General features: G+C 58.5%; 21 protein-coding genes and 1 pseudogene. 13 read left to right on the top strand and 9 right to left on the bottom strand.

From position 1 onward, the window contains the following. Positions 1–126 precede the first annotated feature (126 nt). From pnp to mtr, 7 genes and pseudogenes are all read left to right on the top strand, one after another. Positions 127–2,262: a polyribonucleotide nucleotidyltransferase gene (gene pnp, locus BJP61_RS19255; RefSeq protein ID WP_038865485.1), complete on the top strand. Its 2,136-nt coding sequence runs from the start codon at positions 127–129 to the stop codon at positions 2,260–2,262. Positions 2,263–2,378: 116 nt separating this feature from the next. Further along, positions 2,379–3,262, top strand: a pseudogene (nlpI, locus tag BJP61_RS19250) (lipoprotein NlpI). Positions 3,263–3,369: 107 nt separating this feature from the next. Further along, positions 3,370–3,450 carry a protein YrbN gene (gene yrbN, locus BJP61_RS19245; protein WP_097563900.1) on the top strand — a complete coding sequence of 27 codons (81 nt, stop codon included), beginning with the start codon at positions 3,370–3,372 and terminating at the stop codon, positions 3,448–3,450. Next, the gene (locus BJP61_RS19240) at positions 3,443–5,353 is read left to right on the top strand and encodes a DEAD/DEAH family ATP-dependent RNA helicase (protein WP_171999110.1); all 1,911 of its coding nucleotides are present in this window, start codon (positions 3,443–3,445) and stop codon (positions 5,351–5,353) included. The genes yrbN and BJP61_RS19240 overlap by 8 nt, the downstream gene beginning before the upstream one ends. A 180-nt stretch (positions 5,354–5,533) precedes the next feature. After that, positions 5,534–5,632, top strand: a complete 99-nt coding sequence (tnaC, locus tag BJP61_RS19235; RefSeq protein WP_071603743.1) for a tryptophanase leader peptide — start codon at positions 5,534–5,536, stop codon at positions 5,630–5,632. Positions 5,633–5,746: 114 nt separating this feature from the next. After that, positions 5,747–7,135 carry a tryptophanase gene (gene tnaA, locus BJP61_RS19230; protein WP_171999108.1) on the top strand — a complete coding sequence of 463 codons (1,389 nt, stop codon included), beginning with the start codon at positions 5,747–5,749 and terminating at the stop codon, positions 7,133–7,135. Between the two features lie 209 nt (positions 7,136–7,344). Beyond that, positions 7,345–8,589: a tryptophan permease gene (mtr, locus tag BJP61_RS19225; RefSeq protein ID WP_038865473.1), complete on the top strand. Its 1,245-nt coding sequence runs from the start codon at positions 7,345–7,347 to the stop codon at positions 8,587–8,589. Between the two features lie 43 nt (positions 8,590–8,632). Here the strand turns inward: mtr and BJP61_RS19220 are convergent, their stop codons facing one another. The 3 genes from BJP61_RS19220 to BJP61_RS19210 form a co-directional block, all read right to left on the bottom strand. After that, positions 8,633–9,646 carry an LLM class flavin-dependent oxidoreductase gene (locus tag BJP61_RS19220; protein ID WP_038865470.1) on the bottom strand — a complete coding sequence of 338 codons (1,014 nt, stop codon included), beginning with the start codon at positions 9,644–9,646 and terminating at the stop codon, positions 8,633–8,635. Between the two features lie 152 nt (positions 9,647–9,798). Then, entirely contained in the window at positions 9,799–10,677 is an 879-nt protein-coding gene (locus tag BJP61_RS19215) for a U32 family peptidase (protein WP_171999106.1), read from the bottom strand. A gap of 10 nt (positions 10,678–10,687) precedes the next feature. Next, positions 10,688–11,683 carry a peptidase U32 family protein gene (locus tag BJP61_RS19210; RefSeq protein WP_171999104.1) on the bottom strand — a complete coding sequence of 332 codons (996 nt, stop codon included), beginning with the start codon at positions 11,681–11,683 and terminating at the stop codon, positions 10,688–10,690. A 246-nt stretch (positions 11,684–11,929) separates the two neighbouring features. Between BJP61_RS19210 and BJP61_RS19205 the strand changes: the two genes are divergently transcribed. Further along, on the top strand, positions 11,930–12,454 hold the full coding sequence (locus BJP61_RS19205) for an SCP2 domain-containing protein (protein ID WP_171999102.1): 525 nt from the start codon (positions 11,930–11,932) through the stop codon (positions 12,452–12,454). Beyond that, positions 12,448–12,951: an N-acetyltransferase gene (locus BJP61_RS19200; protein WP_038865464.1), complete on the top strand. Its 504-nt coding sequence runs from the start codon at positions 12,448–12,450 to the stop codon at positions 12,949–12,951. Before BJP61_RS19205 ends, BJP61_RS19200 begins: the two co-directional genes overlap by 7 nt. A 2-nt stretch (positions 12,952–12,953) precedes the next feature. Here the strand turns inward: BJP61_RS19200 and BJP61_RS19195 are convergent, their stop codons facing one another. Continuing rightward, entirely contained in the window at positions 12,954–13,241 is a 288-nt protein-coding gene (locus tag BJP61_RS19195) for a GIY-YIG nuclease family protein (protein WP_038865463.1), read from the bottom strand. A 65-nt stretch (positions 13,242–13,306) separates the two neighbouring features. Here BJP61_RS19195 and BJP61_RS19190 point away from each other — a divergent pair, with 65 nt between their 5' ends. Next, the gene (locus BJP61_RS19190) at positions 13,307–13,741 is read left to right on the top strand and encodes a YhbP family protein (RefSeq protein WP_038865462.1); all 435 of its coding nucleotides are present in this window, start codon (positions 13,307–13,309) and stop codon (positions 13,739–13,741) included. On the opposite strand, the gene BJP61_RS19185 is transcribed toward BJP61_RS19190, so the two are convergent. Then, positions 13,721–14,239, bottom strand: coding sequence for a type 1 glutamine amidotransferase domain-containing protein (locus tag BJP61_RS19185; protein WP_038865461.1), 519 nt, complete (start codon positions 14,237–14,239; stop codon positions 13,721–13,723). The genes BJP61_RS19190 and BJP61_RS19185 overlap by 21 nt on opposite strands. Positions 14,240–14,383: 144 nt before the next feature. On the opposite strand from BJP61_RS19185, the gene BJP61_RS19180 reads away from it, so the two are divergent. Both BJP61_RS19180 and BJP61_RS19175 read left to right on the top strand, forming a co-directional pair. Beyond that, a complete protein-coding gene (locus tag BJP61_RS19180; protein WP_038865458.1) occupies positions 14,384–15,034 on the top strand; it encodes an NAD(P)H-binding protein in 651 nt (216 codons plus the stop codon). 76 nt (positions 15,035–15,110) lie between these two features. Beyond that, a complete protein-coding gene (locus BJP61_RS19175; protein ID WP_171999100.1) occupies positions 15,111–16,151 on the top strand; it encodes a permease in 1,041 nt (346 codons plus the stop codon). 174 nt (positions 16,152–16,325) lie between these two features. Here BJP61_RS19175 and dolP read toward each other — a convergent pair whose 3' ends face one another. The 4 genes from dolP to BJP61_RS19155 are packed head-to-tail and all read right to left on the bottom strand — an operon-like array spanning position 16,326 to position 19,956. Next, the gene (gene dolP / locus BJP61_RS19170) at positions 16,326–16,901 is read right to left on the bottom strand and encodes a division/outer membrane stress-associated lipid-binding lipoprotein (RefSeq protein WP_007673092.1); all 576 of its coding nucleotides are present in this window, start codon (positions 16,899–16,901) and stop codon (positions 16,326–16,328) included. A 9-nt stretch (positions 16,902–16,910) separates the two neighbouring features. Beyond that, positions 16,911–17,501 carry a DnaA initiator-associating protein DiaA gene (gene diaA / locus BJP61_RS19165; protein WP_007673089.1) on the bottom strand — a complete coding sequence of 197 codons (591 nt, stop codon included), beginning with the start codon at positions 17,499–17,501 and terminating at the stop codon, positions 16,911–16,913. Positions 17,502–17,527: 26 nt separating this feature from the next. Next, positions 17,528–17,923: a YraN family protein gene (locus BJP61_RS19160; RefSeq protein ID WP_032966702.1), complete on the bottom strand. Its 396-nt coding sequence runs from the start codon at positions 17,921–17,923 to the stop codon at positions 17,528–17,530. Further along, positions 17,881–19,956 carry a penicillin-binding protein activator gene (locus tag BJP61_RS19155; RefSeq protein ID WP_171999098.1) on the bottom strand — a complete coding sequence of 692 codons (2,076 nt, stop codon included), beginning with the start codon at positions 19,954–19,956 and terminating at the stop codon, positions 17,881–17,883. The genes BJP61_RS19160 and BJP61_RS19155 overlap by 43 nt, the downstream gene beginning before the upstream one ends. Before the next feature lie 62 nt (positions 19,957–20,018). On the opposite strand from BJP61_RS19155, the gene rsmI reads away from it, so the two are divergent. Next, positions 20,019–20,879, top strand: coding sequence for a 16S rRNA (cytidine(1402)-2'-O)-methyltransferase (rsmI, locus tag BJP61_RS19150; protein ID WP_038865453.1), 861 nt, complete (start codon positions 20,019–20,021; stop codon positions 20,877–20,879). Positions 20,880–20,915 lie beyond the last annotated feature (36 nt).

The following is a 20,915-nucleotide window of genomic DNA, read 5'->3' as shown; positions in this document are numbered from 1 at the left end:
GGCTAATGAGAGGCTTTATCCGCATAAGCGGGTCAGGGTTGTCATTAGTCGCGAGGATGCAAAGAGGATCGGGTACTGTCAGCACGGCTTTGGGCGTGCTGTTCTTCATTTAGAAAGGGTATAATTTTGCTTAATCCGATCGTCCGCAAATTTCAGTATGGTCAACATACTGTCACTCTTGAAACCGGTATGATGGCTCGTCAGGCCACGGCTGCCGTTATGGTAAGCATGGATGACACCGCCGTATTCGTGACCGTGGTAGGCGCTAAAAAAGCGAAACCGGGTCAGGACTTTTTCCCACTGACCATTAACTATCAGGAGCGTACCTACGCTGCTGGCCGTATCCCTGGCGGTTTCTTCCGTCGTGAAGGTCGTCCGAGCGAAGGCGAAACGCTGATCGCGCGTCTGATTGACCGCCCGCTGCGTCCGCTGTTCCCGGAAGGCTTCGTTAACGAAGTTCAGGTTATTGCGACCGTCGTTTCCGTTAACCCGCAGGTTAACCCGGATATCGTGGCGATGATTGGCGCTTCCGCTGCGCTGTCTCTGTCTGGTATCCCGTTCAACGGCCCGATTGGCGCCGCGCGTGTGGGTTACATCAACGATCAGTACGTACTGAACCCGACTCAGGATGAACTGAAATCCAGCAAACTGGATCTGGTCGTTGCCGGTACCGAAAGCGCCGTGTTGATGGTGGAATCCGAAGCTGAACTGCTGAGCGAAGATCAGATGCTGGGCGCCGTAGTGTTCGGCCACGAGCAGCAGCAGGTTGTTATCCAGAATATCAACGACCTCGTGAAAGAAGCGGGCAAACCGCGCTGGGACTGGCAGCCAGAAGCCGCTAACGAAGCGCTGAATGCGCGCGTTAAAGCGCTGGCAGAGTCTCGCCTGAGCGACGCTTATCGCATCACTGACAAACAAGAACGTTACAGCCAGATCGACGCTATCAAAGCGGACGTTATCGCGGCACTGCAGGCTGAGCAGGCAGAAGGCGATCAGCTTGACGAAAATGAGCTGGGCGACATCCTGCACGCTATCGAGAAAAACGTTGTACGTTCTCGCGTGCTGGCGGGCGAACCGCGTATCGACGGTCGTGAAAAAGACATGATTCGTGGTCTGGACGTGCGCACTGGCGTACTGCCGCGTACTCACGGCTCCGCGCTGTTCACCCGTGGTGAAACCCAGGCGCTGGTTACCGCGACCCTCGGCACCGAGCGCGACGCGCAGAACATCGACGAGCTGATGGGCGAGCGTACTGACCGCTTCCTGTTCCACTACAACTTCCCTCCGTACTCTGTCGGCGAAACCGGCATGGTCGGTTCTCCGAAGCGTCGTGAAATCGGTCACGGTCGTCTGGCGAAGCGTGGCGTACTGGCAGTTATGCCGGCAGCCGATCGCTTCCCGTACACCGTACGTGTCGTGTCTGAAATCACCGAATCCAATGGTTCTTCTTCCATGGCTTCCGTGTGTGGCGCTTCTCTGGCGCTGATGGACGCAGGCGTGCCGATTAAAGCCGCAGTCGCGGGCATCGCGATGGGTCTGGTGAAAGAAGGCGAAAACTTTGTCGTACTGTCCGACATTCTGGGTGACGAAGACCACCTGGGCGACATGGACTTCAAAGTGGCAGGCTCTCGTGAAGGTATCACTGCGCTGCAGATGGATATCAAAATCGAAGGCATCACCAAAGAGATCATGCAGGTTGCACTGAACCAGGCTAAAGGTGCGCGTCTGCACATCCTTGGCGTAATGGAACAGGCTATCAACGCGCCGCGTGGCGATATCTCCCAGTTCGCACCGCGTATTCACACCATCAAGATCAGCCCGGACAAGATCAAAGACGTGATCGGTAAAGGCGGTTCTGTGATTCGTGCGCTGACCGAAGAAACCGGCACTACCATCGAAATCGAAGATGACGGTACCGTGAAGATCGCAGCGACCGACGGCGAGAAAGCGAAACATGCTATTCGTCGTATCGAAGAGATCACCGCAGAAATCGAAGTGGGCCGTATCTACAACGGTAAAGTGACCCGCATCGTTGACTTCGGCGCCTTCGTCGCTATCGGCGGCGGTAAAGAAGGTCTGGTGCACATCTCTCAGATCGCTGACAAACGCGTTGAGAAAGTGACCGACTATCTGCAGATGGGTCAGGAAGTACCGGTTAAGGTACTGGAAGTTGACCGCCAGGGTCGCGTCCGTCTGAGCATCAAAGAAGCGACCGAGCAGACTCAGGAAGCAGCAACCCCTGCTGCGCCGGAAGCCGAGTAAGGTTTGCCATTTAGCTCTCCGTGGTGACACGGAGAGCCATTTGATACGGGGCAGGATGTCCCGTTTGCAGCCGGGGGACAGGACGTTCATCCAATTGTTGTCTTCGGGAGTGGGAAATGAAGCCTTTATTGCGCTGGTGTTTCGTTGCGACAGCACTCACGCTGGCAGGATGCAGCAACTCTGCCTGGCGTAAGAGTGAAGTCCTGGCGGTGCCATTGCAACCGGCCTTGCAGCAAGAAGTGATCCTCGCACGCATGGAGCAGATCCTCGCAAGTCGGGCTTTAACCGATGATGAACGCGCGCAGCTTTTATATGAGCGCGGAGTGTTGTATGATAGTCTTGGTTTGCGGGCACTGGCGCGGAATGATTTTTCACAAGCGCTGGCTATCCGCCCCGATATGCCTGAAGTATTCAACTACTTAGGCATTTATTTAACGCAGGCAGGCAATTTTGATGCTGCCTATGAAGCGTTTGATTCTGTACTAGAGCTTGATCCAACTTACAACTACGCGCATTTAAATCGCGGTATCGCCCTCTACTACGGCGGACGTTACCGATTAGCGCAAGATGATCTGCTGGCGTTTTATCACGACGATCCCAATGATCCTTTCCGTAGTCTGTGGCTCTTCCTTGCTGAAAGCAAACTGGATGAGAAACAGGCCAAAGCGGCCTTGCAAGAACGCTTTGAGAAATCGGACAAAGAACAGTGGGGATGGAACATTGTCGAATTCTGGCTCGGCGACATTAGCGAAAAAACGTTAATGGAACGCCTGAAGGCAGACGCAACGGATAACACCTCGCTCGCTGAGCATCTCAGTGAAACCAACTTCTATTTAGGTAAGTACTACCTAAGTCTGGGGATAAGGACAGCGCCACGGCACTGTTCAAATTAGCGGTCGCTAACAACGTACACAACTTCGTTGAGCACCGTTATGCATTGTTGGAATTAGCGCTCTTGGGCCAGGAGCAAGATGACCTGGCAGAATCGGACCAGCAATAGCTGACGAACATTTCAGCCCACGGATTTTTACTAAAAAGTCATCACCTTAGCCGGTGAGGGCTTGTTTGTTCGTTAATACACCTACTTTGAGCCGGTTCACACTTTTAATGAAAATTGCAGAAAATTTTCACGATGAGTTATGTAGACTGGCCGCCATTAATTCTGAGGCACTCGTACTACATGGCTGAATTCGAAACCACTTTTACTGATCTGGGCCTGAAGGCTCCTATCCTTGAAGCCCTTAACGATCTGGGTTACGAAAAACCATCTCCCATCCAGGCAGAATGTATTCCGCATCTGCTGGGTGGTCGCGACGTTCTGGGTATGGCCCAGACCGGTAGCGGCAAAACCGCGGCGTTCTCTCTGCCGCTGCTTAACAACATTGACGAAACTCTGCGCGCGCCGCAGATCCTCGTGCTGGCACCGACCCGCGAACTGGCGGTTCAGGTTGCCGAAGCGATGACGGATTTTTCTAAACATATGCATGGCGTAAACGTCGTGGCCCTGTATGGCGGCCAGCGTTATGACGTGCAGCTGCGCGCACTGCGCCAGGGCCCGCAGATTGTGGTCGGTACGCCGGGCCGTCTGCTGGATCACCTCAAGCGCGGTACGCTGGATCTTTCTAACCTGAAAGGTCTGGTACTGGACGAAGCCGATGAAATGCTGCGTATGGGCTTCATCGAAGACGTCGAAACTATCATGGCGCAGATCCCGGCTGAACATCAGACTGCGCTGTTCTCCGCGACCATGCCGGAAGCGATTCGCCGCATCACCCGCCGCTTTATGAAAGAGCCGCAGGAAGTGCGCATCCAGTCCAGCGTTACCACGCGCCCGGACATCAGCCAGAGCTACTGGTCTGTATACGGTATGCGTAAAAACGAAGCGCTGGTGCGTTTCCTCGAAGCGGAAGATTTTGACGCGGCGATCATTTTCGTGCGCACCAAAAACGCGACCCTGGAAGTGGCTGAAGCGCTGGAGCGCAGCGGTTACAACAGCGCCGCGCTGAACGGTGACATGAACCAGGCGCTGCGTGAGCAGACGCTGGAGCGTCTGAAAGACGGTCGTCTGGATATCCTGATTGCAACCGACGTTGCGGCACGTGGTCTGGACGTTGAGCGTATCAGCCTCGTGGTGAACTACGACATCCCGATGGATTCCGAGTCTTACGTTCACCGTATCGGCCGTACCGGCCGTGCAGGTCGTGCTGGCCGCGCGCTGCTGTTCGTTGAGAACCGCGAGCGTCGTCTGCTGCGCAACATCGAGCGCACCATGAAGCTCACCATTCCGGAAGTTGAGCTGCCGAACGCAGAGCTGCTGGGCAAACGCCGTCTGGAAAAATTCGCCGCGAAAGTACAGCAGCAGCTGGAAAGCAGCGATCTGGATCTGTACCGCGCGCTGCTGACCAAGCTTCAGCCGGAAGGCGAGCTGGATGTGGAAACGCTGGCTGCCGCGCTGCTGAAAATGGCGCAGGGCGAACGTCCGCTGATCCTGCCGCCGGATGCGCCGATGCGTCCGAAGCGCGAATTCCGCGATCGCGACGATCGTTTCGAGCGCCGTGGCGACCGCAACGACCGTGGCCCGCGCAGCGATCGTAACGGTGAAGACCGTCCGCGTCGCGAGCGTCGTGACGCAGGCGATATGGAACTGTACCGCATCGAAGTGGGCCGTGATGATGGCGTTGAAGTACGTCACATCGTGGGCGCAATCGCCAACGAAGGTGATATCAGCAGCCGTTACATTGGTAACATCAAGCTGTTTGCGTCGCACTCTACGATCGAACTGCCGAAAGGCATGCCGACCGAAGTGCTGCAGCACTTCACCCGCACGCGTATTCTGAACAAGCCGATGAATATGCAGCTGATGGGCGATGCACAGCCGCGTGGCGATCGTCGTCCTGCTGGCGGCGGCCGTGGTTTCGGCGGTGAACGTCGTGAAGGCGGCGAGCGTCGTGAAGGTGGTCGTGGCGAAGGCCGTCGTTTCAGCGGCGAACGTCGCGAAGGCGGTCGTAGCTTCGGCGGCGAGCGTCGTGAAGGTGGCCGTGGCCCGCGTCGTGATGACGCAACCGGCCGTCGTCGCTTCAGCGATGCATAAGCACCGTTAATCTGATAAAAAGCCCCGACACGTTCGGGGCTTTTTTTATGGGTGCGATTTTATAAAATGCATTTTACTGAACGATTTTAAGCTGACATTGTTCTTTTGTGGAATCAGTCACGGATAAATATCCATTAACGGATATTTTTAACAGACCTGTAACCCGCAGAGGACGATGTAATGAATGTGTTGTCTCTGTCGTATCGCCTCATTCAGCGAGGCGGTTTGAACGCCTGGTATAATCTCGATCACCGCATTTCTGACGACTTCCCGCGTTAATTCTTCTCCGCATTTTTTATACCTCTCTTTTTTAAAATTATTGCCCTTGCGGGTAAGGTCTTTCTGACGCTGTTATTCAGACCACCTGCGGGCGACGTATGCCGGAGAATTAACATGAAACGTATTCCTGAGCCTTTTCGTATTAAAATGGTCGAAACCATCCGCATGACCACCTGGCAGGATCGCGTAAACGCGCTGGAAGAGGCGGGTTACAATCCCTTTTTATTAAACAGCCAGGATGTCTATATTGATCTGCTGACTGATTCCGGTACCGGCGCCATGAGCGACCGCCAGTGGGCCGGGTTGATGATGGGCGACGAAGCCTACGCCGGGTCGCGAAACTATCAGCATCTGTGCGAAAAAGTAAAAGAAATCATCGGTTATCCATACACTATCCCCACCCACCAGGGGCGCGGCGCAGAGCAGATCCTTTTCCCGAGCCTGATAGCCAGAACGCAGTCCCGCCGCCCGGTATTTATTTCTAATTTCCATTTTGATACTACCGCCGCGCATGTGGAATTAAACGGCGCACGCGCCATTAATGTCGTGACACCGAAAGCCTTTGATACCGTCTCCTGGTACGACTGGAAAGGCAATTTCGATATCGACCAGCTTAAAGCCACCATACAGGAGCACGGCGCGGAAAACGTGGCGGCCATTATTACCACGGTTACCTGTAATAGCAGCGGCGGGCAGCCGGTCTCGATGCAGAATATGCGCGAAGTCTATGAGATTTCGCGCAAGCATAATATTCCGGTGGTCATCGATTCGGCGCGGTTTTGTGAAAATGCCTGGTTTATTAAGCAGCGCGAGCCGGGCTATGAAAATAAAAGCGTGAAGGAAATTATTCGCGAGATGTACCAGTATGGCGACATGCTGACGATGTCCGCCAAAAAAGATCCGATGGTGAATATCGGCGGCCTGTGCTGCTTCCGGGAAGATGAAGCACTGTTTAACGATGTGCGTATTCGCTGCGTGCCGATGGAGGGCTTTGTCACCTACGGCGGGCTGGCCGGCCGTGATATGGAAGCGCTGGCGATTGGGCTGGAAGAGGGCACCAACGAAGATTTCCTCGCCTACCGCATTAATCAGGTGGAGTATCTCGGCGAGCGGCTGCGCGCGGGCGATATTCCGATCCAGTACCCCACCGGTGGACACGCGGTGTTCGTCGACGCGAAGCTCCTGCTGCCGCACATTCCACCCGAGCAATTCCCGGCGCACGCGCTTAATAACGAACTCTATCTGGAAGCGGGAATACGCAGCGTGGAAATCGGCTCGCTACTGCTGGGGCGCGACCCGCAAACCGGTCTTCAGAAGTCATCGCCGATGGAATTGCTGCGCCTGACCATTCCCCGCCGTGTTTACACCAATGATCACATGGACTATATCGCTGATGCGTTGATAAGCGTGAAGCAACGGGCGAGCAAAATCAAAGGACTGACCTTCACTTATGAGCCGCCCGTGTTGCGCCACTTCGTCGCGCGGCTCAAACCGGTCGCCTGACTCTCACCGGGCGCGCGTCGCGCGCCCTCTGTACCGTCGCGACAATCAACGTGCTGCGCCAGGAAATACTGGCTGATTAATACGCTGTTGTACTGCGACAACCCAGCGAAATACATCACGATTCGTGTGAGGCGTAATTTTTTCTCCTCTGCGTACTATTGTACTGGTACAATGAGTCGTCCGGGTAACATTTTTCACAGGAAAACATTATGGCCACACTTATTGCCCGCAGCGCCTCGCCTTCTCTGGTCAGCGGCGTTGTGATTATCGCCGGTACAATCATCGGCGCGGGAATGTTCTCCCTGCCCGTGGTGATGTCCGGTGCGTGGTTTTTCTGGTCGTTGCTCGCATTGCTGTTTACCTGGTTTTGCATGCTCCATTCCGGGCTCATGCTGCTGGAAGCCAATCTCAACTACCACATCGGCGCCAGCTTCGACACCATGACCCGCGACCTGCTCGGCAAAGGCTGGAACGTGGTTAACGGCGCGGCGGTCGCCTTTGTGCTCTATATCCTGACGTACGCCTATATCTCGGCGAGCGGCTCGGTGATCCACCACACGCTTGCCGGCATGGCGCTCGACGTACCGGCGCGTCTGGCAGGGTTTGGCTTCGCGCTCGTCGTCGCGTTTATCGTCTGGCTCTCTACCCACGCGGTCAGCCGGATGACGGCGATTGTGCTCGGCGGCAAAGTCATTACCTTTTTCCTGACGTTCGGCGGCCTGCTGGGCCATGTCGAACCCGCTACGCTAATGAACACGCTGGAGGCGAGCCCGAGCTACACGCCGTACGTCCTGATGACGCTGCCATTTTGTCTGGCGTCGTTCGGCTACCACGGTAACGTGCCGAGCCTGATGAAATACTACGGCAAAGAACCCGGCACAATTATTCGCTGTCTGGTCTGGGGAACGCTGATCGCGCTGGCGCTGTACGCCGTCTGGCTACTGGCCACCATGGGCAATATTCCGCGTCCGGAATTTATCGGCATCGCAAAAGCGGGCGGCAATATTGACGTGCTGGTGAGCGCGCTGAGCGACGTGCTGAACAGCCGGACGCTCGACGTACTGCTGATCGTGTTTTCTAACTTTGCAGTGGCGAGCTCGTTTCTTGGCGTGACGCTGGGGCTGTTTGACTATCTGGCCGATCTTTTCGGGTTTGACGATTCACCGCGCGGACGGCTGAAGACGGCGCTGCTGACATTTTTGCCGCCGATGGCGGGCGGCCTGCTTTGGCCAAACGGGTTTCTGTATGCGATTGGTTATGCGGGGCTCGCCGCGACAATCTGGGCGGCCATCGTACCGGCGTTGCTGGCGCGCGCGTCACGTCAGCGCTTCGGCAGCCCGCGTTTTCGCGTCTGGGGCGGCAACGGCATGATTGCGCTGATCCTGCTCTTCGGGCTGGGCAACGCGCTGGTGCATTTGCTTTCAAGCTTCGACCTGCTGCCGGTCTATCAGTAACTCGCGTTTTTCGCCCTCTCCTGCGGGAGAGGGCGGGGTAAGGCTATGAGTTTAGTAAATCCTCTCTCACCTGCATGGCGAGATCGAACGAATGCAGACGCGCGTCGTGGTCGAAAATCTGACCGTTAACCATGATTTCGTCCGCATCGGTTTCACGCAGCACCGACATCAACCCGTGGCGGATTTTCGCTTTATCGCCTACCAGCGACATGCTGAGCGCCTGCTGAACCCCGTACTGCTCCGCCGGGCTCCAGAAGCTCTCCATCGAGTCAATCGGCGGCGGCAGTTGACCGGTTTCGCCACGGCGCAGCTTCACAAACGCCTGTTGCATCGAGGTAAAGAGAAACTCCGCGTCGCGGTTGCTGTCGGCGGCGACGATATTGATGCATACCATCGCGTACGGTTTCTCCAGCCGTTCAGAAGGCTGAAAATGCGTACGGTAGAGATGCAGCGCCTGGAACAGCATATCCGGCGCGAAATGCGAGGCGAATGCGAACGGCAGCCCCATCTGCGCGGCGAGTTGCGCGCTGTAGAGGCTGGAGCCCAGCAGCCATACCGGCAGTTTCGCGCCGTAGCCTGGCACCGGGCGCACCGCCGGGTGCGGATCGCGGGCGTCGAACCAGTCTGTCAGCTCTTTCACATCGCGCGGGAAGTTGTCGATGTCATTATTCATATGGCGGCGCAGCGCCATCATGGTGCGCTGATCGCTGCCCGGCGCGCGGCCCAGGCCCAGTTCGATACGGCCCGGATAGAGCGCGTCAAGCGTGCCGAACTGCTCGGCTATCACCAGCGGGGCATGGTTCGGCAGCATCACGCCGCCAGAGCCCAGGCGCAGCGTCGTGGTATTGGCGGCCAGATAACCAATCAACACCGACGTCGCCGCGCTGGCGATGCCGGTCATATTGTGGTGCTCCGCCAGCCAGTAGCGATCATAGCCGCGCTTCTCTGCGAGGCGCGCTAAATCGAGCGAGTGATGGAACGCCTCACGGGCGGAGGCGCCTTGCGGGATCGGCGCGAGATCGAGCACCGAGAAAGGCACAACAGATTTATCAGACATAACGGCTCACTTAATCACAGCATAGCTATCAGATTGAAGGTCTTCTTCCAGCCTGGCGCATTTGGGGAATTTTGCCCGCGGGCCAGCCGGAAAGCTGTCCATTCATACTGCATGAACCCGCGCGAAATGCTGTTAACAAAGTGAGCCTTTTCTTACGCCTGAAGCGCCATCCCGGCGAGCCTGCGCCAGTAGCCGTTGCAGTCGCTGTGCGCGGCCAGCGGCAGCGGGGCGGTGCCGTTTTCATTGGCCCGGAACGTGTCGAGCATCGTGAGCGTCTCCATGCCCATCGGCGAGAGGCGCACCATATCCACCAGCCCCGCCATTGAGGCGAGTTCATTGCCGAGGTTATAGACATAGCCGCTCATGGTCTGGATGCCGTTTAGCACAAACACCTGGCTATTCTCCTGCGAGCGCATGCTGCGTCCGGTGGGGTATTTAATGCAGCAGGTTTCGCACTCGTCTTTCGGGCGGTCTTCCGAACGTGCGGTAAAACAGCGCGCGGAGTAAGCGAGCGGCAGATGGCCATAGCTCAACACTTCCACTTCGAACGCATTGCGGATACCCAGCGTGTCGCACTGATCGAGCAGGTTTACCAGCCAGTCGCGCGACAGCTCCACCGGCATACACCAGCGCGTCATGCCCTCTTTTAGCAGCAGGTGCAGCGTGACGGCGTTGTAGCAGTTCAGCGCATGGCCGGCCACGAACGGCAACCCACGCTCCGCCGCCAGCCCGACGGCGCCAAAATCGTTAGCTTCAATCAGAAACTCGCCATTGTCGATATACCGCTTCAGTTCGTTCAGTTCAGACGGCGCCTGTACCAGCGCCAGCGTTGAGAGCACCACCTGTTTGCCGCTGGCGGCGAGCGTTCTGGCGAGCGCCAGCCAGTCGGCGGCTTTGGTTTCGCGTCGTTTGCTGCACACCGCTTCGCCGAGATAAATCACATCGGCGCTGCTCTTCGCCGCCGCCTCATAAAAGCTCTCCAGCGTGGCTTTCGGCCAGTAGTACAACACTGGTCCTAACGAATATTTCACTCTGCTCTCCTTACTGCCATTTGCGGTGATACGCGCCAAGCGTCGTCTGTGTGCCTTCGGCCATCGCGCCGAGCGCATCCATCCAGGCCGGTTGCGGCGCAAAATGTTGCGGATCGGCTTTGCAGCGGTCGATGGCCTGACGCCAGACCTTCGCCACCTGGCTTACATAAGCCGGGCTGCGCTGGCGCCCTTCGATTTTCACCGAGGCGATATTGGCCGCCAGCAGCTCCGGCAGCAGTTCCAGCGTATTCAGGCTGGTGGGCTCTTCAAGCGCGTGATAGCGCTGCCCGTCCACCACATACCGGCCTTTGCACAGCGTCGGATAACCGGCGTTTTCGCCTTCCTGATAACGGTCGATCAACACGTCGTTAAGGCGCGATTCCAGCCCGTTGTTCGTCTGCTGCCAGCGCACGAAGCGGGCAGGCGAACAGGCGCCCACGGTATTGGGCGATTCGCCGGTCAGGTAAGACGAGAGATAGCAGCGGCCCTCCGCCATAATGCACAGGCTGCCGAAGGCGAATACTTCCAGCGGCACCGGCGTGACGCGCGCTAACTGTTTCACCTGATGAATGGATAACACACGGGGCAGCACCACGCGGGCCACGTCGAAATGACGCTGATAAAAGCGGATGGCGGCTTCGTTAGTGGCGGATGCCTGCACCGACACATGGCGCTCCACATGCGGGTAGCGCGTCGCGGCGTATTCCAGCATCGCGATATCGGCGAGGATCAGAGCATCGGCGCCGAGCTGCGCGGCCATATCCACCGCGCGCTCCCAGCGGTCATAACCGTCCGGGTGGGCGAAGGTATTGATGGCGATATGCAGTTTGCGGCCATGCTGATGCACATAGCTCACCGCATCCTGTAGTTTTTTCTCGGTAAAATTCAGGCCGGCGAAGTGGCGGGCGTTGGTATCGTCTTTCAGACCGATATAGACCGCATCCGCGCCATTATCGATGGCCGCCTTCAGAGCCGGAAGGTTACCGGCGGGGCAAAGCAACTCCATAGCGTGTCCTGAAAATAAAGCAGGCCATGTCTGGCCTGCACGCTGCGCAAAGGCAGCGGAATTGTTAACGAACGGCGATTTTAGTTAACCCGTCCGCGACAATTTTTGATTTAAGGCAGCTAATGTCGTATTGATGGCATCTATAAAGGGGTACCTGCGAAGGCGCAAAGCTTGATTTGAGCCGCTATCTCATCTGGTTGATATGGCACAATAACGGCCACTGTGATTTGGCAAGGAGAAAAGCCCGTGTTGAAGAATCTGTGTTCCTGTCTGGTACATCTTGGCCCTTCGCTTCTCAGAGCGCCGGTTGCGCTGACGCCGTTCGCGCTCAAGCGTCAGGCGCTGGAGCAACTGCTCGGCTGGCAATTCCGTCAGGCGCTGGCGGACGACGAGCTGGCATTTCTCGAAGGCCGCTGGCTCGGCATTGAAGTGCGCGACATCGGCCTGCGCTGGTTCACGTCAGTGGAAAACGACGCGCTTATCGTGCGCGAACAGGCCGAAGCAGATGTCATGTTCCGCGCCGACGCCGCCGATCTGCTGATGATAGCCGCGCGTAAGCAGGATCCCGACACGCTTTTCTTCCAGCGTCGTCTGGTGATTGAAGGCGATACTGAATTAGGGTTATATGTGAAGAATCTGATGGACGCCATTGAGCTCGACGCCATGCCAAAACCGCTGCGCGTGCTGCTGCTGCAACTGGCGGACTTCGTTGAAGCCGGGCTTAATGTCTCGCCGCTAACCAAAGCAACTTCCATAGGTGAACCATGCTGATTCGTGTAGAAATCCCCATTGATGCGCCGGGCATCGACGCTTTACTTCGCCGCGCGTTCGGCCGCGACGGCGAGGCGGAGCTGGTGCACGCGCTGCGTGAAGACGGGCTGCTGACTCTGGGGTTAGTCGCGACAGACGATGAAGGTCAGGTCGTCGGTTACGTCGCCTTCAGCCCCGTCACCGTGGCGGGCGAAGAGCGTCAATGGCTGGGCCTTGCGCCGCTGGCGGTCGACGACGGCTGGCGCGGGCAGGGAATTGGCCGACAGTTAGTTTACGAAGGGCTCGATTCGCTGAATGAATTCGGCTACGCGGCAGTGGTGACGCTGGGCTCGCCGGAGTTTTACAACCGTCTGGGCTTTGAGCCCGCCGCACGCTACGATCTCCATTGCCGCTGGCCGGGCGCCGAAGCGGCATTCCAGGTGCATCGTCTCGCGGATGACGCGCTCGACGGCGTGCATGGCCGCGTGGAATACCACGACCACTTTAACCGCTTCTGATTTCACGGCGTTTGCGGCGCGTCAGTCATCGCTTCAAACGCCAGCTCCCCCGCGACCAGTTGCTCTTTCTGCCGTTTTGTCAGCTGCTTGATGCGGTATTCGGCGCGCAGCGCCGCGGAGCGAGTGCCCGCAGGCGCGCTGAACACCAGCGTCAGCTCGCCTTTGCCGCGCAACGCTTTAGCCCCCTTACCGCGTTGATGCTGGGCGAAGCGGCGCGCCACATCGGTGGTAATGCCGGTATAGAGCCGGTTATCGGGGCTGCGGATCAGATAAAGAAACCATTCTTCCATAATGAATATCAGCGACAGTCACAACTGGGCGCACCTTAGCACGATTATTCCTGACAGGAGAACCAATGGACGCTCTCGACGCCATCAGCAAATGGCTGGCTAAGCAACATGTCGTCACCTACTGTGTTGGCCGTGAAGACGCGCTCTGGTGCGCGAACGCGTTTTATATCTACGATCGCGAGCGGGTAGCCTTTTATCTGTTAAGCGATACCAAAAGCCGACATGGTGAAATGGCCGGGCGGCTGGCGCGCGTGGCGGGCACGGTCAACGGACAAACCAAAACCGTGGCGCTGATACGCGGCGTGCAATTTGCAGGTGAGTTACGGCTGGTGGAAGAGCCGGAAAGCGAGGCTTTGCGCGAGCGCTACAACCGCCGCTTTCCGGTCGCCAGGGTGATGTCCTCCCCGCTGTGGGAGATCCGTCTTGATGAAATCAAGTTCACTGACAACACCCTGGGCTTCGGTAAAAAGCTCGTCTGGCTACGCGCCGAGCAGGCGTAACGCCTCACGGTTAAACGCGGGCAGGTCTTCCGGCGTGCGGCTGGTCACCAGCTGATCTTTATCCACTACCACTTCCTGATCGTGGAACTCCGCCCCGGCGTTTTTCACGTCGATAACAATCGGCTTCACGGCGGTGAGCTTACGCCCGCGGATCACATCAGCGCTGATCAGCAGTTGCGGCCCGTGGCAGATGGCGAATACCGGTTTACCGCTGTTAACAAAATCACGGGTGAAGGTGACGAAACGATCGTCGCCGCGCAGGCTGTCCGGCGAATGGCCGCCAGGCAGCAGCAGGGCATCAAAGTCTGCCGGGCTCACCTCATCGATTGCCTTATCTATGGTGACTTTCGCCTCGCCCTGTTTGCCGGTGACGGTTTTACCGGCCTCTTTCTCGATGGTTATCACTTCATGACCGGCCTTGCGGTACTCGGCTGCGGGGGATGTGAATTCTGAATCCTCAAATTCATCAGTAATTAAGACTGCGATCTTCTTGCTCATTACGCCTCCCTTGGTGTCTTTGCAGAACGGTGATGTGCAGTAATGGCTTTTGCCAGAAATGGTAAATACTTAAACCACACAGACTATTAAGCCTGGTTCAGGGCGCTGACATTGCAAGGCAGAAGATTCTGCAAAGGAGCGATCATGAGTCGAGTACTGATAACCGGCGCCAGCGGGCTGGTAGGCAGCCATCTGCTGCGTATGCTGGTTGACGAGCCGCGCGTCTCGTCGATTATTGCGGCGACCCGCCGCCCGTTACAGGTGCCGCTGCGCAAAGTGGAAAACCCTCACGATCCGCAGCTGTCCGATGTGCTGACGCAGCTCAATACGCCGCTGGACCTGGTGTTTTGCTGTCTGGGCACTACGCGGCGCGAGGCGGGCACCAAAGAGGCGTTTATCCTGGCCGATTACACGCTGGTGGTGGATACCTCGCTTGCCGGGCTGCGGCTCGGCGCAAAGCATATGCTGGTGGTCAGCGCCCTCGGGGCAAACCCCAATTCGCCCTTTTTCTACAACCGGGTGAAAGGCGAAATGGAGGCGGCGTTAAAGGCGCAGGGTTGGCCGCGGCTTACCATCGCTCGCCCGTCGCTGCTGACCGGCGAGCGTGAAAAGCGCCGCGCCGGGGAATCTTTCATGGCGCCGCTCTTTCGCCTGCTGCCGGGTAAATGGAAGGCCATTGAGGCGCAGACCGTGGCGCAGGCGCTGGTAAATGCGGCGCTGTCGCCCGCGAAAGAGGACATCGCGGTGCTCGACTCCGCGCAATTACGTGAAATAGCCGCACAAAGGGTGCGCTGAACGCCGTTTCAAAAAACGTATCGCGGGCGTAGTATTGACCGGCAAAAATTTACCCCTTGTTTCCCAGAGGAATGTTATGACTGGTCAGTCTTCATCTCTGGCGCCGAAATCCCCCGCATGGTGGAAGCCCGCGCTGTTCTTTCTCGTTCTGTTTATCGGCTTATGGTATGTCAAATGGCAGCCTTATTACGGCAAAGCCTTTAGCGCCGCGCAAACACATAGCATCGGCAATTCGATTCTCGCTAACGCCCAGGATAACCCGCTGCGCGCGGCGCTTGATTACGCCGCCGTCTATTTTCTTGCCGTCTGGAAAGCCGCCGTGCTCGGCGTGCTGCTGGGCTCGCTTATTCAGGTGCTGATCCCGCGCGACTGGCTGCTGCGCACGCTGGGTCAGCCGCGCTTTCGCGGCACGCTCCTGGGCACGCTGTTTTCGCTCCCCGGCATGATGTGTACCTGCTGTGCCGCGCCGGTGGCCGCGGGCATGCGTCGTCAGTCGGTGTCGATGGGCGGCGCGCTGGCGTTCTGGCTCGGCAATCCGTTGCTGAATCCGGCAACGCTTATGTTTATGGGCTTTGTGCTGGGCTGGGAGTTTACGCTTATCCGCGTCGCTGCGGGGCTGGTGATGGTGGTCGGTATCGCGTCGCTGGTGCAGCGCTTTGTGGCAGATACGCCAGCGCCTGCGCTCCCGGAGGCCGCACAGCCTGCCGAAGCCCCGCAGGGGAGCTTTATGGCGCGCTGGGGACAGGCGCTCTGGGCGCTGTTCTGGAGCACGATCCCGGTCTATCTGCTGGCGGTACTGGCGCTGGGTGCCGCGCGCGTCTGGCTGTTCCCGCACGCTGACGGCGCGGTGAGCAATACGCTGTTCTGGGTGCTGGCGATGGCGATTGCCGGTTGCCTGTTCGTTATCCCGACCGCCGCGGAAATCCCGATTGTGCAGACCATGATGCTGGCGGGCATGGGCCTTGCCCCGGGGCTGGCGCTGCTGGTGACGCTCCCTGCGGTGAGCCTGCCGTCGCTTATCATGTTGCGTAAAGCGTTTCCGGCCAAAGCGTTATGGATGACCGGCGGCATGGTGATGCTCGCAGGTACCGTGACGGGCGCGCTGGCGCTGTTGTAATTTTTGGCCCGAATGTGACGGGGCGGGTGCGGTGCGCTGATCCGCCCGACACGGTCTGTTTTGCCTTGACGCACGTATACGCAGGGTGCGTAAACGCCGCGCCAGTCGCCCTGAGAAAAGTGTGAAGGTGTGCCAGAAACCCTCTCCCCGTGGGGAGAGGGTCAGTGTGAGGAATTACTTGATGTAGGTAAACGCGGTGGTGACGTGCTTCACCCCGCTCACGCGGCTCGCGGTATCTGCCGCCGCGCGGCCTTCACGCTCCGTGACCAGACCGAGCAGGAACACTTCGCCGTTCTCGGTCGTCACCTTCACGTTAGACGATTTCACCTGATCGCTGCCGAGCAGCTGCGAGCGCACTTTGGTGGTTATCCAGGTGTCCGACGACGCAGTACCCAGCCCAATCGGCTGGCCGTTGCGGATCTCGTTAAACACTTCCGTCGCGCCTTCCACGCCCATCGCTATCTGTTTCGCGCGGGATGCCAGCTCCGGGTTCGGCGACTGGCCGGTCAGCAGCACTTTGCCCTGATACGCGGTCACATTGATGCGCGCCTCTTTCTTCAGCTGCTCATCTTTGCCAAGCGCGGTATTTACGCGCAGCTCCAGCGTACCGTCATCAACCTGAGTACCCACGCTGCGCGGATCGGTTGCGGCTTTGGTGCCGACCGCCGCCGTTCCGACGACCGCCGCCGCGACGCAGCCCTGTAGCACAAGCGCGGTCATCACCACCGCGAGGGGTTTAATGGCCTTCATGAGCACTCCTTAGTCATCCTGGTGTGGAAACAATGTGTTATCGATTAAATCGCACAGGCAGTTTACCGTCAGCATATGCATTTCCTGAATGCGCGCGCTGCGATGGGAAGGTATACGGATCTCCACATCCTGCGGGCCCAGAAGCCCGGCCAGCTCGCCGCCGTCGTAACCCGTCAGGGCCACGATAGTCATATCGCGAGTCACCGCGGCTTCCACGGCTTTGACGATATCCCGGCTGTTGCCGCGAGTGGAAATCGCCAGCAGCACATCGCCGGCATGGCCCAGCGCACGCACCTGTTTGGCATACACTTCGTCATGCAGCCTGTCGTTGCTTATCGCCGTTAAGACCACATTATCGGTATTAAGTGCAATGGCAGGTAAACTGGGCCGCTCGGTTTCAAAACGATTAATCATGCTGGCCGCGAAATGCTGCGCGTTGGCGCCGGACGTGCCGTTGCCGCAGCAGAGGATTTTGTTGCCGTTAAGGAGAGACTGAACCAGGGTCATGGCCGCACGAGAAATCGCATCCGGGAGTGCTTCCGCCGCCGCAATCTGGGTTTGAATGCTTTCCGTAAAGCAGACTTTGATTCTTTCTAGCACAATTATCCTTTGAGCGTTACGTCAGTTCAGGCGTGGAGCGAAAAGGCGTTCGCAATCCACTCGATTTCATTGCCGGTGAAGGCTAACACATCGAACCGGCAATCCACAGTATCAAAGCTCCCATTATGGCGCGCGAGCCACAACCGGGCGGCATGTAATAATTTCTGCTGTTTGCTGCGGGTAACGCTGGCGGCCGCGCCGCCGTAGAGACTGGCACGCCGGTAGCGGACCTCGACGAAAACCGTCACGCCGCGGTCATCCATGATGAGATCGATTTCGCCGCCGCGCTCATGCGCGTTGGCGGCGATAAAACGCAATCCCTTGCGCTCCAGAAAGGCGCGCGCCTGTGCTTCAAAGGCGGCGCCGGTCTGTCTGCGACTCAGTTGGCCGGAACCAACTGTCCCTGCTGGTATTTGAGCCACGTTAACTTCCTGTTAATCACGCAGTCCTGCGTCGCGCTGAGCGCGCCGGTGTTGCCGCTGAGCTGGAAGCCGGGCACCTGACGCATCTGGGAGAAATGATTCGCCAGCGACCAGGCATCCACGCCCATCGCATACAAGCGCGCCAGCGAGTAGTCATTATTCACTGCCGAAAGCGCCTGCTGCATCAGCGCCGGGTTGCTGCCCGCGAGCATCGGGATATCGCTGAACTCCAGGCCTTCCATCTCCAGACGGAAATCCGGGCCCGCGCCGCCCTGGGCGCTGCGGGAGCTGGCGTACAGCGCCGCGCCGCTATGGCTGCCCGCACGCATGGCGATCATCGGCTTGATCAGCGCGATTTCCGATGGCGTGGCGACGATGTAGACCGCGTCCACGTTGCCGCTCGTTCCTGAGGTTATCTGTGCGTCGGTCGGCGGTGCCGGAATAGTGAGACCGCCAATCGTCACCGGCTGCTGCTGAGGCAGGCTGGCGGCGACAGGCGTGCCGGTCAGCGCGATGCCGGTGCCGCCGTTGATGTTCATTTTCAGCTCATTAACCGAGCCGAATTTCTGCTGCAACACTGTACCGCCGCCAAGCTGCGCCCAGCGGTCGGCGAAGGCTTTTGTGACGCGCTCGCCGAGCGCGCTGTACGGCACCAGCAGCAGCGGCGCGCGTTTGCCTTCCTGCCAGATATGCGCCGCGGCGTCGGCGGCTTCATCTTCCGGCGACAGGGCGAAATAACAGACGTTCGGGCGGTTTTGCACGGTTTCCGGCTGGTTAAGCGCCAGCACGTTCAGCGGCGTGCCGCTCTTAAGCAGACCGTCGACGCTCTCTTTCAACAGCGGGCCGACCACCAGGCTTGCGCCGTCCTGCTGGGCCTGCGCGAGGATCTGCGTAATGGACTGCTCGCTGGTGTCATAGACCTTAATTTCGGCGGACGGATTCGCAGGCGCGGCAGCCACAGGCGTCGCGTCGACAGGCGGCTGCGCCGGGGGGGCGGTTTCCTGGGCGGCAGGCTGTGCGGCAGGCTGTGCGGCCAGATCGTCGACCGGCGCGGCTGCCGGGCTTGCGACGCCATCGGCGGCGGTGGTCTGCGTTTCCGGTGCGGCCTCACTGTTCTGCGCGGCGTTACCTGCCGGTGTCTGGGCCAGCGTCTGCATTGCAACCGGGCTGGTGCCCGCGTTTTTCGCCGCTTCGAACCCCTGCTGAATGGCGCGGCTGAAAACGGCCGCCTGGCCGTTCAGCGGCAGCAGCAGCGCGATTTTATCGGCGGAGGCAGGCTTGTAGTTTTGCAGGTTGGCGAGCTGGGTTGGCAGCATTTTCGCGCCCGGGTTTTGCGGGTAGCGGGTCTGCCAGTCTTTCACGCCGGCCTGGAGCATTTTCGGATCGTTGCGGTTATCGAACCAGACTCGCTGGAGATCAAGCCAGCCTTGCAGCGTATTTTCATCGGCGTTGATAACCAGCGCCTTCGCCTGATCCTGCGACATCTGCGACAGCGCCTGCCAGGTGGCGTCGATGTTTTTCTGCTTCGACGTCCCCTGCAGCAGCGGCTCCTGGGCTATCAGCGCGCGCAGCAGTTCCAGCGACGGGCGGCCCTGGCTGGCGTCGATTTTCGCCTGCCAGTATCGGGCTTTCTGCTCGTCATTGAGATCCGCCGCGTTGATTTTCTCAAGCAGCCCCGCAGCCCCCTGATAATCCTGCTGCGCCAGTTTGATCTGCGCTTCAAGCAGCGACGCTTCACGGCGTTGCGTATCCGTCAGATTCTGCGGCAGCTCGCCGTAGAGCGTAATAGCGCGCTCGCGTTTGCCTTCGCCGAGCAGTGCACGTATGGCGAGTAATTGCCAGTTGGTCTTGCTATCATCACTGCTTTGTTCCATCTGGTGCAGATAAAAGCCGGAATCCGCTTTGGCTTCGCCCTGCATATGCGCAGTGCTCTGGTCATGCGTCTGCGTGCCGCAGCCTGCGAAAAACAAGGCTGCCAGCAGGACAGGCAGACAACGCGCGGCTTTAGAGCCGGAAAATTTAGAAGGTACCATGCTGTATCCAGTGGTTTTTTCTGGTGAATGTTCAATTTTAAATCGGCAATACGGACGAAACAATGAAACATAACGATTCGGCGCAGAATTCTCAGGGCCAGCTCTATATCGTCCCGACGCCTATCGGCAATCTCGGCGACATTACGCAACGCGCCCTGACAGTATTGCAGTCCGTCGATCTTATCGCCGCTGAGGATACCCGTCATACCGGTCTGCTGCTGCAACATTTTGCTATCAGCGCCCGGCTTTTTGCGCTGCACGACCATAATGAACAGCAAAAAGCGGAAACCCTGATAGCCAAACTGCGCGAAGGGCAAAATATCGCGCTGGTCTCTGACGCCGGCACGCCGCTGATTAATGATCCTGGCTACCATCTGGTGCGCGCCTGCCGCGAAGCCGGGCTGCGCGTGGTGCCGCTGCCGGGGCCATGCGCCGCTATCGCCGCGCTGTCGGCCGCCGGTCTGCCTTCCGACCGCTTCTGTTATGAAGGCTTTCTGCCTGCGAAATCCAAAGGCCGCCGCGACGCGCTGAAAGCCCTCGAGCAAGAGCCGCGCACGCTGATTTTCTATGAGTCTACTCATCGCCTGCTGGAAAGCCTGGAAGATATGGTCGCGGTCTGGGGCGAGTCCCGTTATGTAGTGCTGGCGCGCGAACTCACCAAGACCTGGGAGACTATCTACGGCGCGCCGGTAGGCGAATTGCTCGCCTGGGTGAAGGACGATGAAAACCGCCGCAAGGGCGAGATGGTGCTGATCGTCGAAGGGCATAAAGCGCAGGAAGACGCGTTGCCGCCGGACGCGCTGCGCACGCTCGCGCTGTTGCAGGCCGAGTTGCCGCTGAAAAAAGCCGCAGCGCTGGCGGCGGAAATCCACGGCGTGAAAAAGAACGCGCTGTATAAATATGCGCTGGAGCAGCAGGGGTGAGGCCGTAACGGACTCGCTTGCCGTCGCGCCCGTCAG

The sequence above is a fragment of the Cronobacter sp. JZ38 genome, assembly GCF_008932145.1.
Classification (GTDB): domain Bacteria; phylum Pseudomonadota; class Gammaproteobacteria; order Enterobacterales; family Enterobacteriaceae; genus Cronobacter; species Cronobacter muytjensii.
The sequence above is the reverse complement of the archived record's forward strand: the minus strand, read 5'-3'. Positions and strand labels throughout refer to the sequence as shown.

Coding starts and splice junctions, on each gene's coding strand:
- BJP61_RS19155 (WP_171999098.1), bottom strand. CDS start 19,956: ATGGTACCTTCTAAATTTTCCGGCTCTAAAGCCGCGCGTTGTCTGCCT.
- BJP61_RS19195 (WP_038865463.1), bottom strand. CDS start 13,241: ATGGAAGAATGGTTTCTTTATCTGATCCGCAGCCCCGATAACCGGCTC.
- BJP61_RS19175 (WP_171999100.1), top strand. CDS start 15,111: ATGACTGGTCAGTCTTCATCTCTGGCGCCGAAATCCCCCGCATGGTGG.
- BJP61_RS19220 (WP_038865470.1), bottom strand. CDS start 9,646: ATGTCTGATAAATCTGTTGTGCCTTTCTCGGTGCTCGATCTCGCGCCG.
- tnaA (WP_171999108.1), top strand. CDS start 5,747: ATGAAACGTATTCCTGAGCCTTTTCGTATTAAAATGGTCGAAACCATC.
- dolP (WP_007673092.1), bottom strand. CDS start 16,901: ATGAAGGCCATTAAACCCCTCGCGGTGGTGATGACCGCGCTTGTGCTA.
- BJP61_RS19180 (WP_038865458.1), top strand. CDS start 14,384: ATGAGTCGAGTACTGATAACCGGCGCCAGCGGGCTGGTAGGCAGCCAT.
- BJP61_RS19210 (WP_171999104.1), bottom strand. CDS start 11,683: ATGGAGTTGCTTTGCCCCGCCGGTAACCTTCCGGCTCTGAAGGCGGCC.
- BJP61_RS19240 (WP_171999110.1), top strand. CDS start 3,443: ATGGCTGAATTCGAAACCACTTTTACTGATCTGGGCCTGAAGGCTCCT.
- BJP61_RS19200 (WP_038865464.1), top strand. CDS start 12,448: ATGCTGATTCGTGTAGAAATCCCCATTGATGCGCCGGGCATCGACGCT.
- BJP61_RS19185 (WP_038865461.1), bottom strand. CDS start 14,239: ATGAGCAAGAAGATCGCAGTCTTAATTACTGATGAATTTGAGGATTCA.
- tnaC (WP_071603743.1), top strand. CDS start 5,534: ATGAATGTGTTGTCTCTGTCGTATCGCCTCATTCAGCGAGGCGGTTTG.
- BJP61_RS19190 (WP_038865462.1), top strand. CDS start 13,307: ATGGACGCTCTCGACGCCATCAGCAAATGGCTGGCTAAGCAACATGTC.
- mtr (WP_038865473.1), top strand. CDS start 7,345: ATGGCCACACTTATTGCCCGCAGCGCCTCGCCTTCTCTGGTCAGCGGC.
- yrbN (WP_097563900.1), top strand. CDS start 3,370: ATGAAAATTGCAGAAAATTTTCACGATGAGTTATGTAGACTGGCCGCC.
- rsmI (WP_038865453.1), top strand. CDS start 20,019: ATGAAACATAACGATTCGGCGCAGAATTCTCAGGGCCAGCTCTATATC.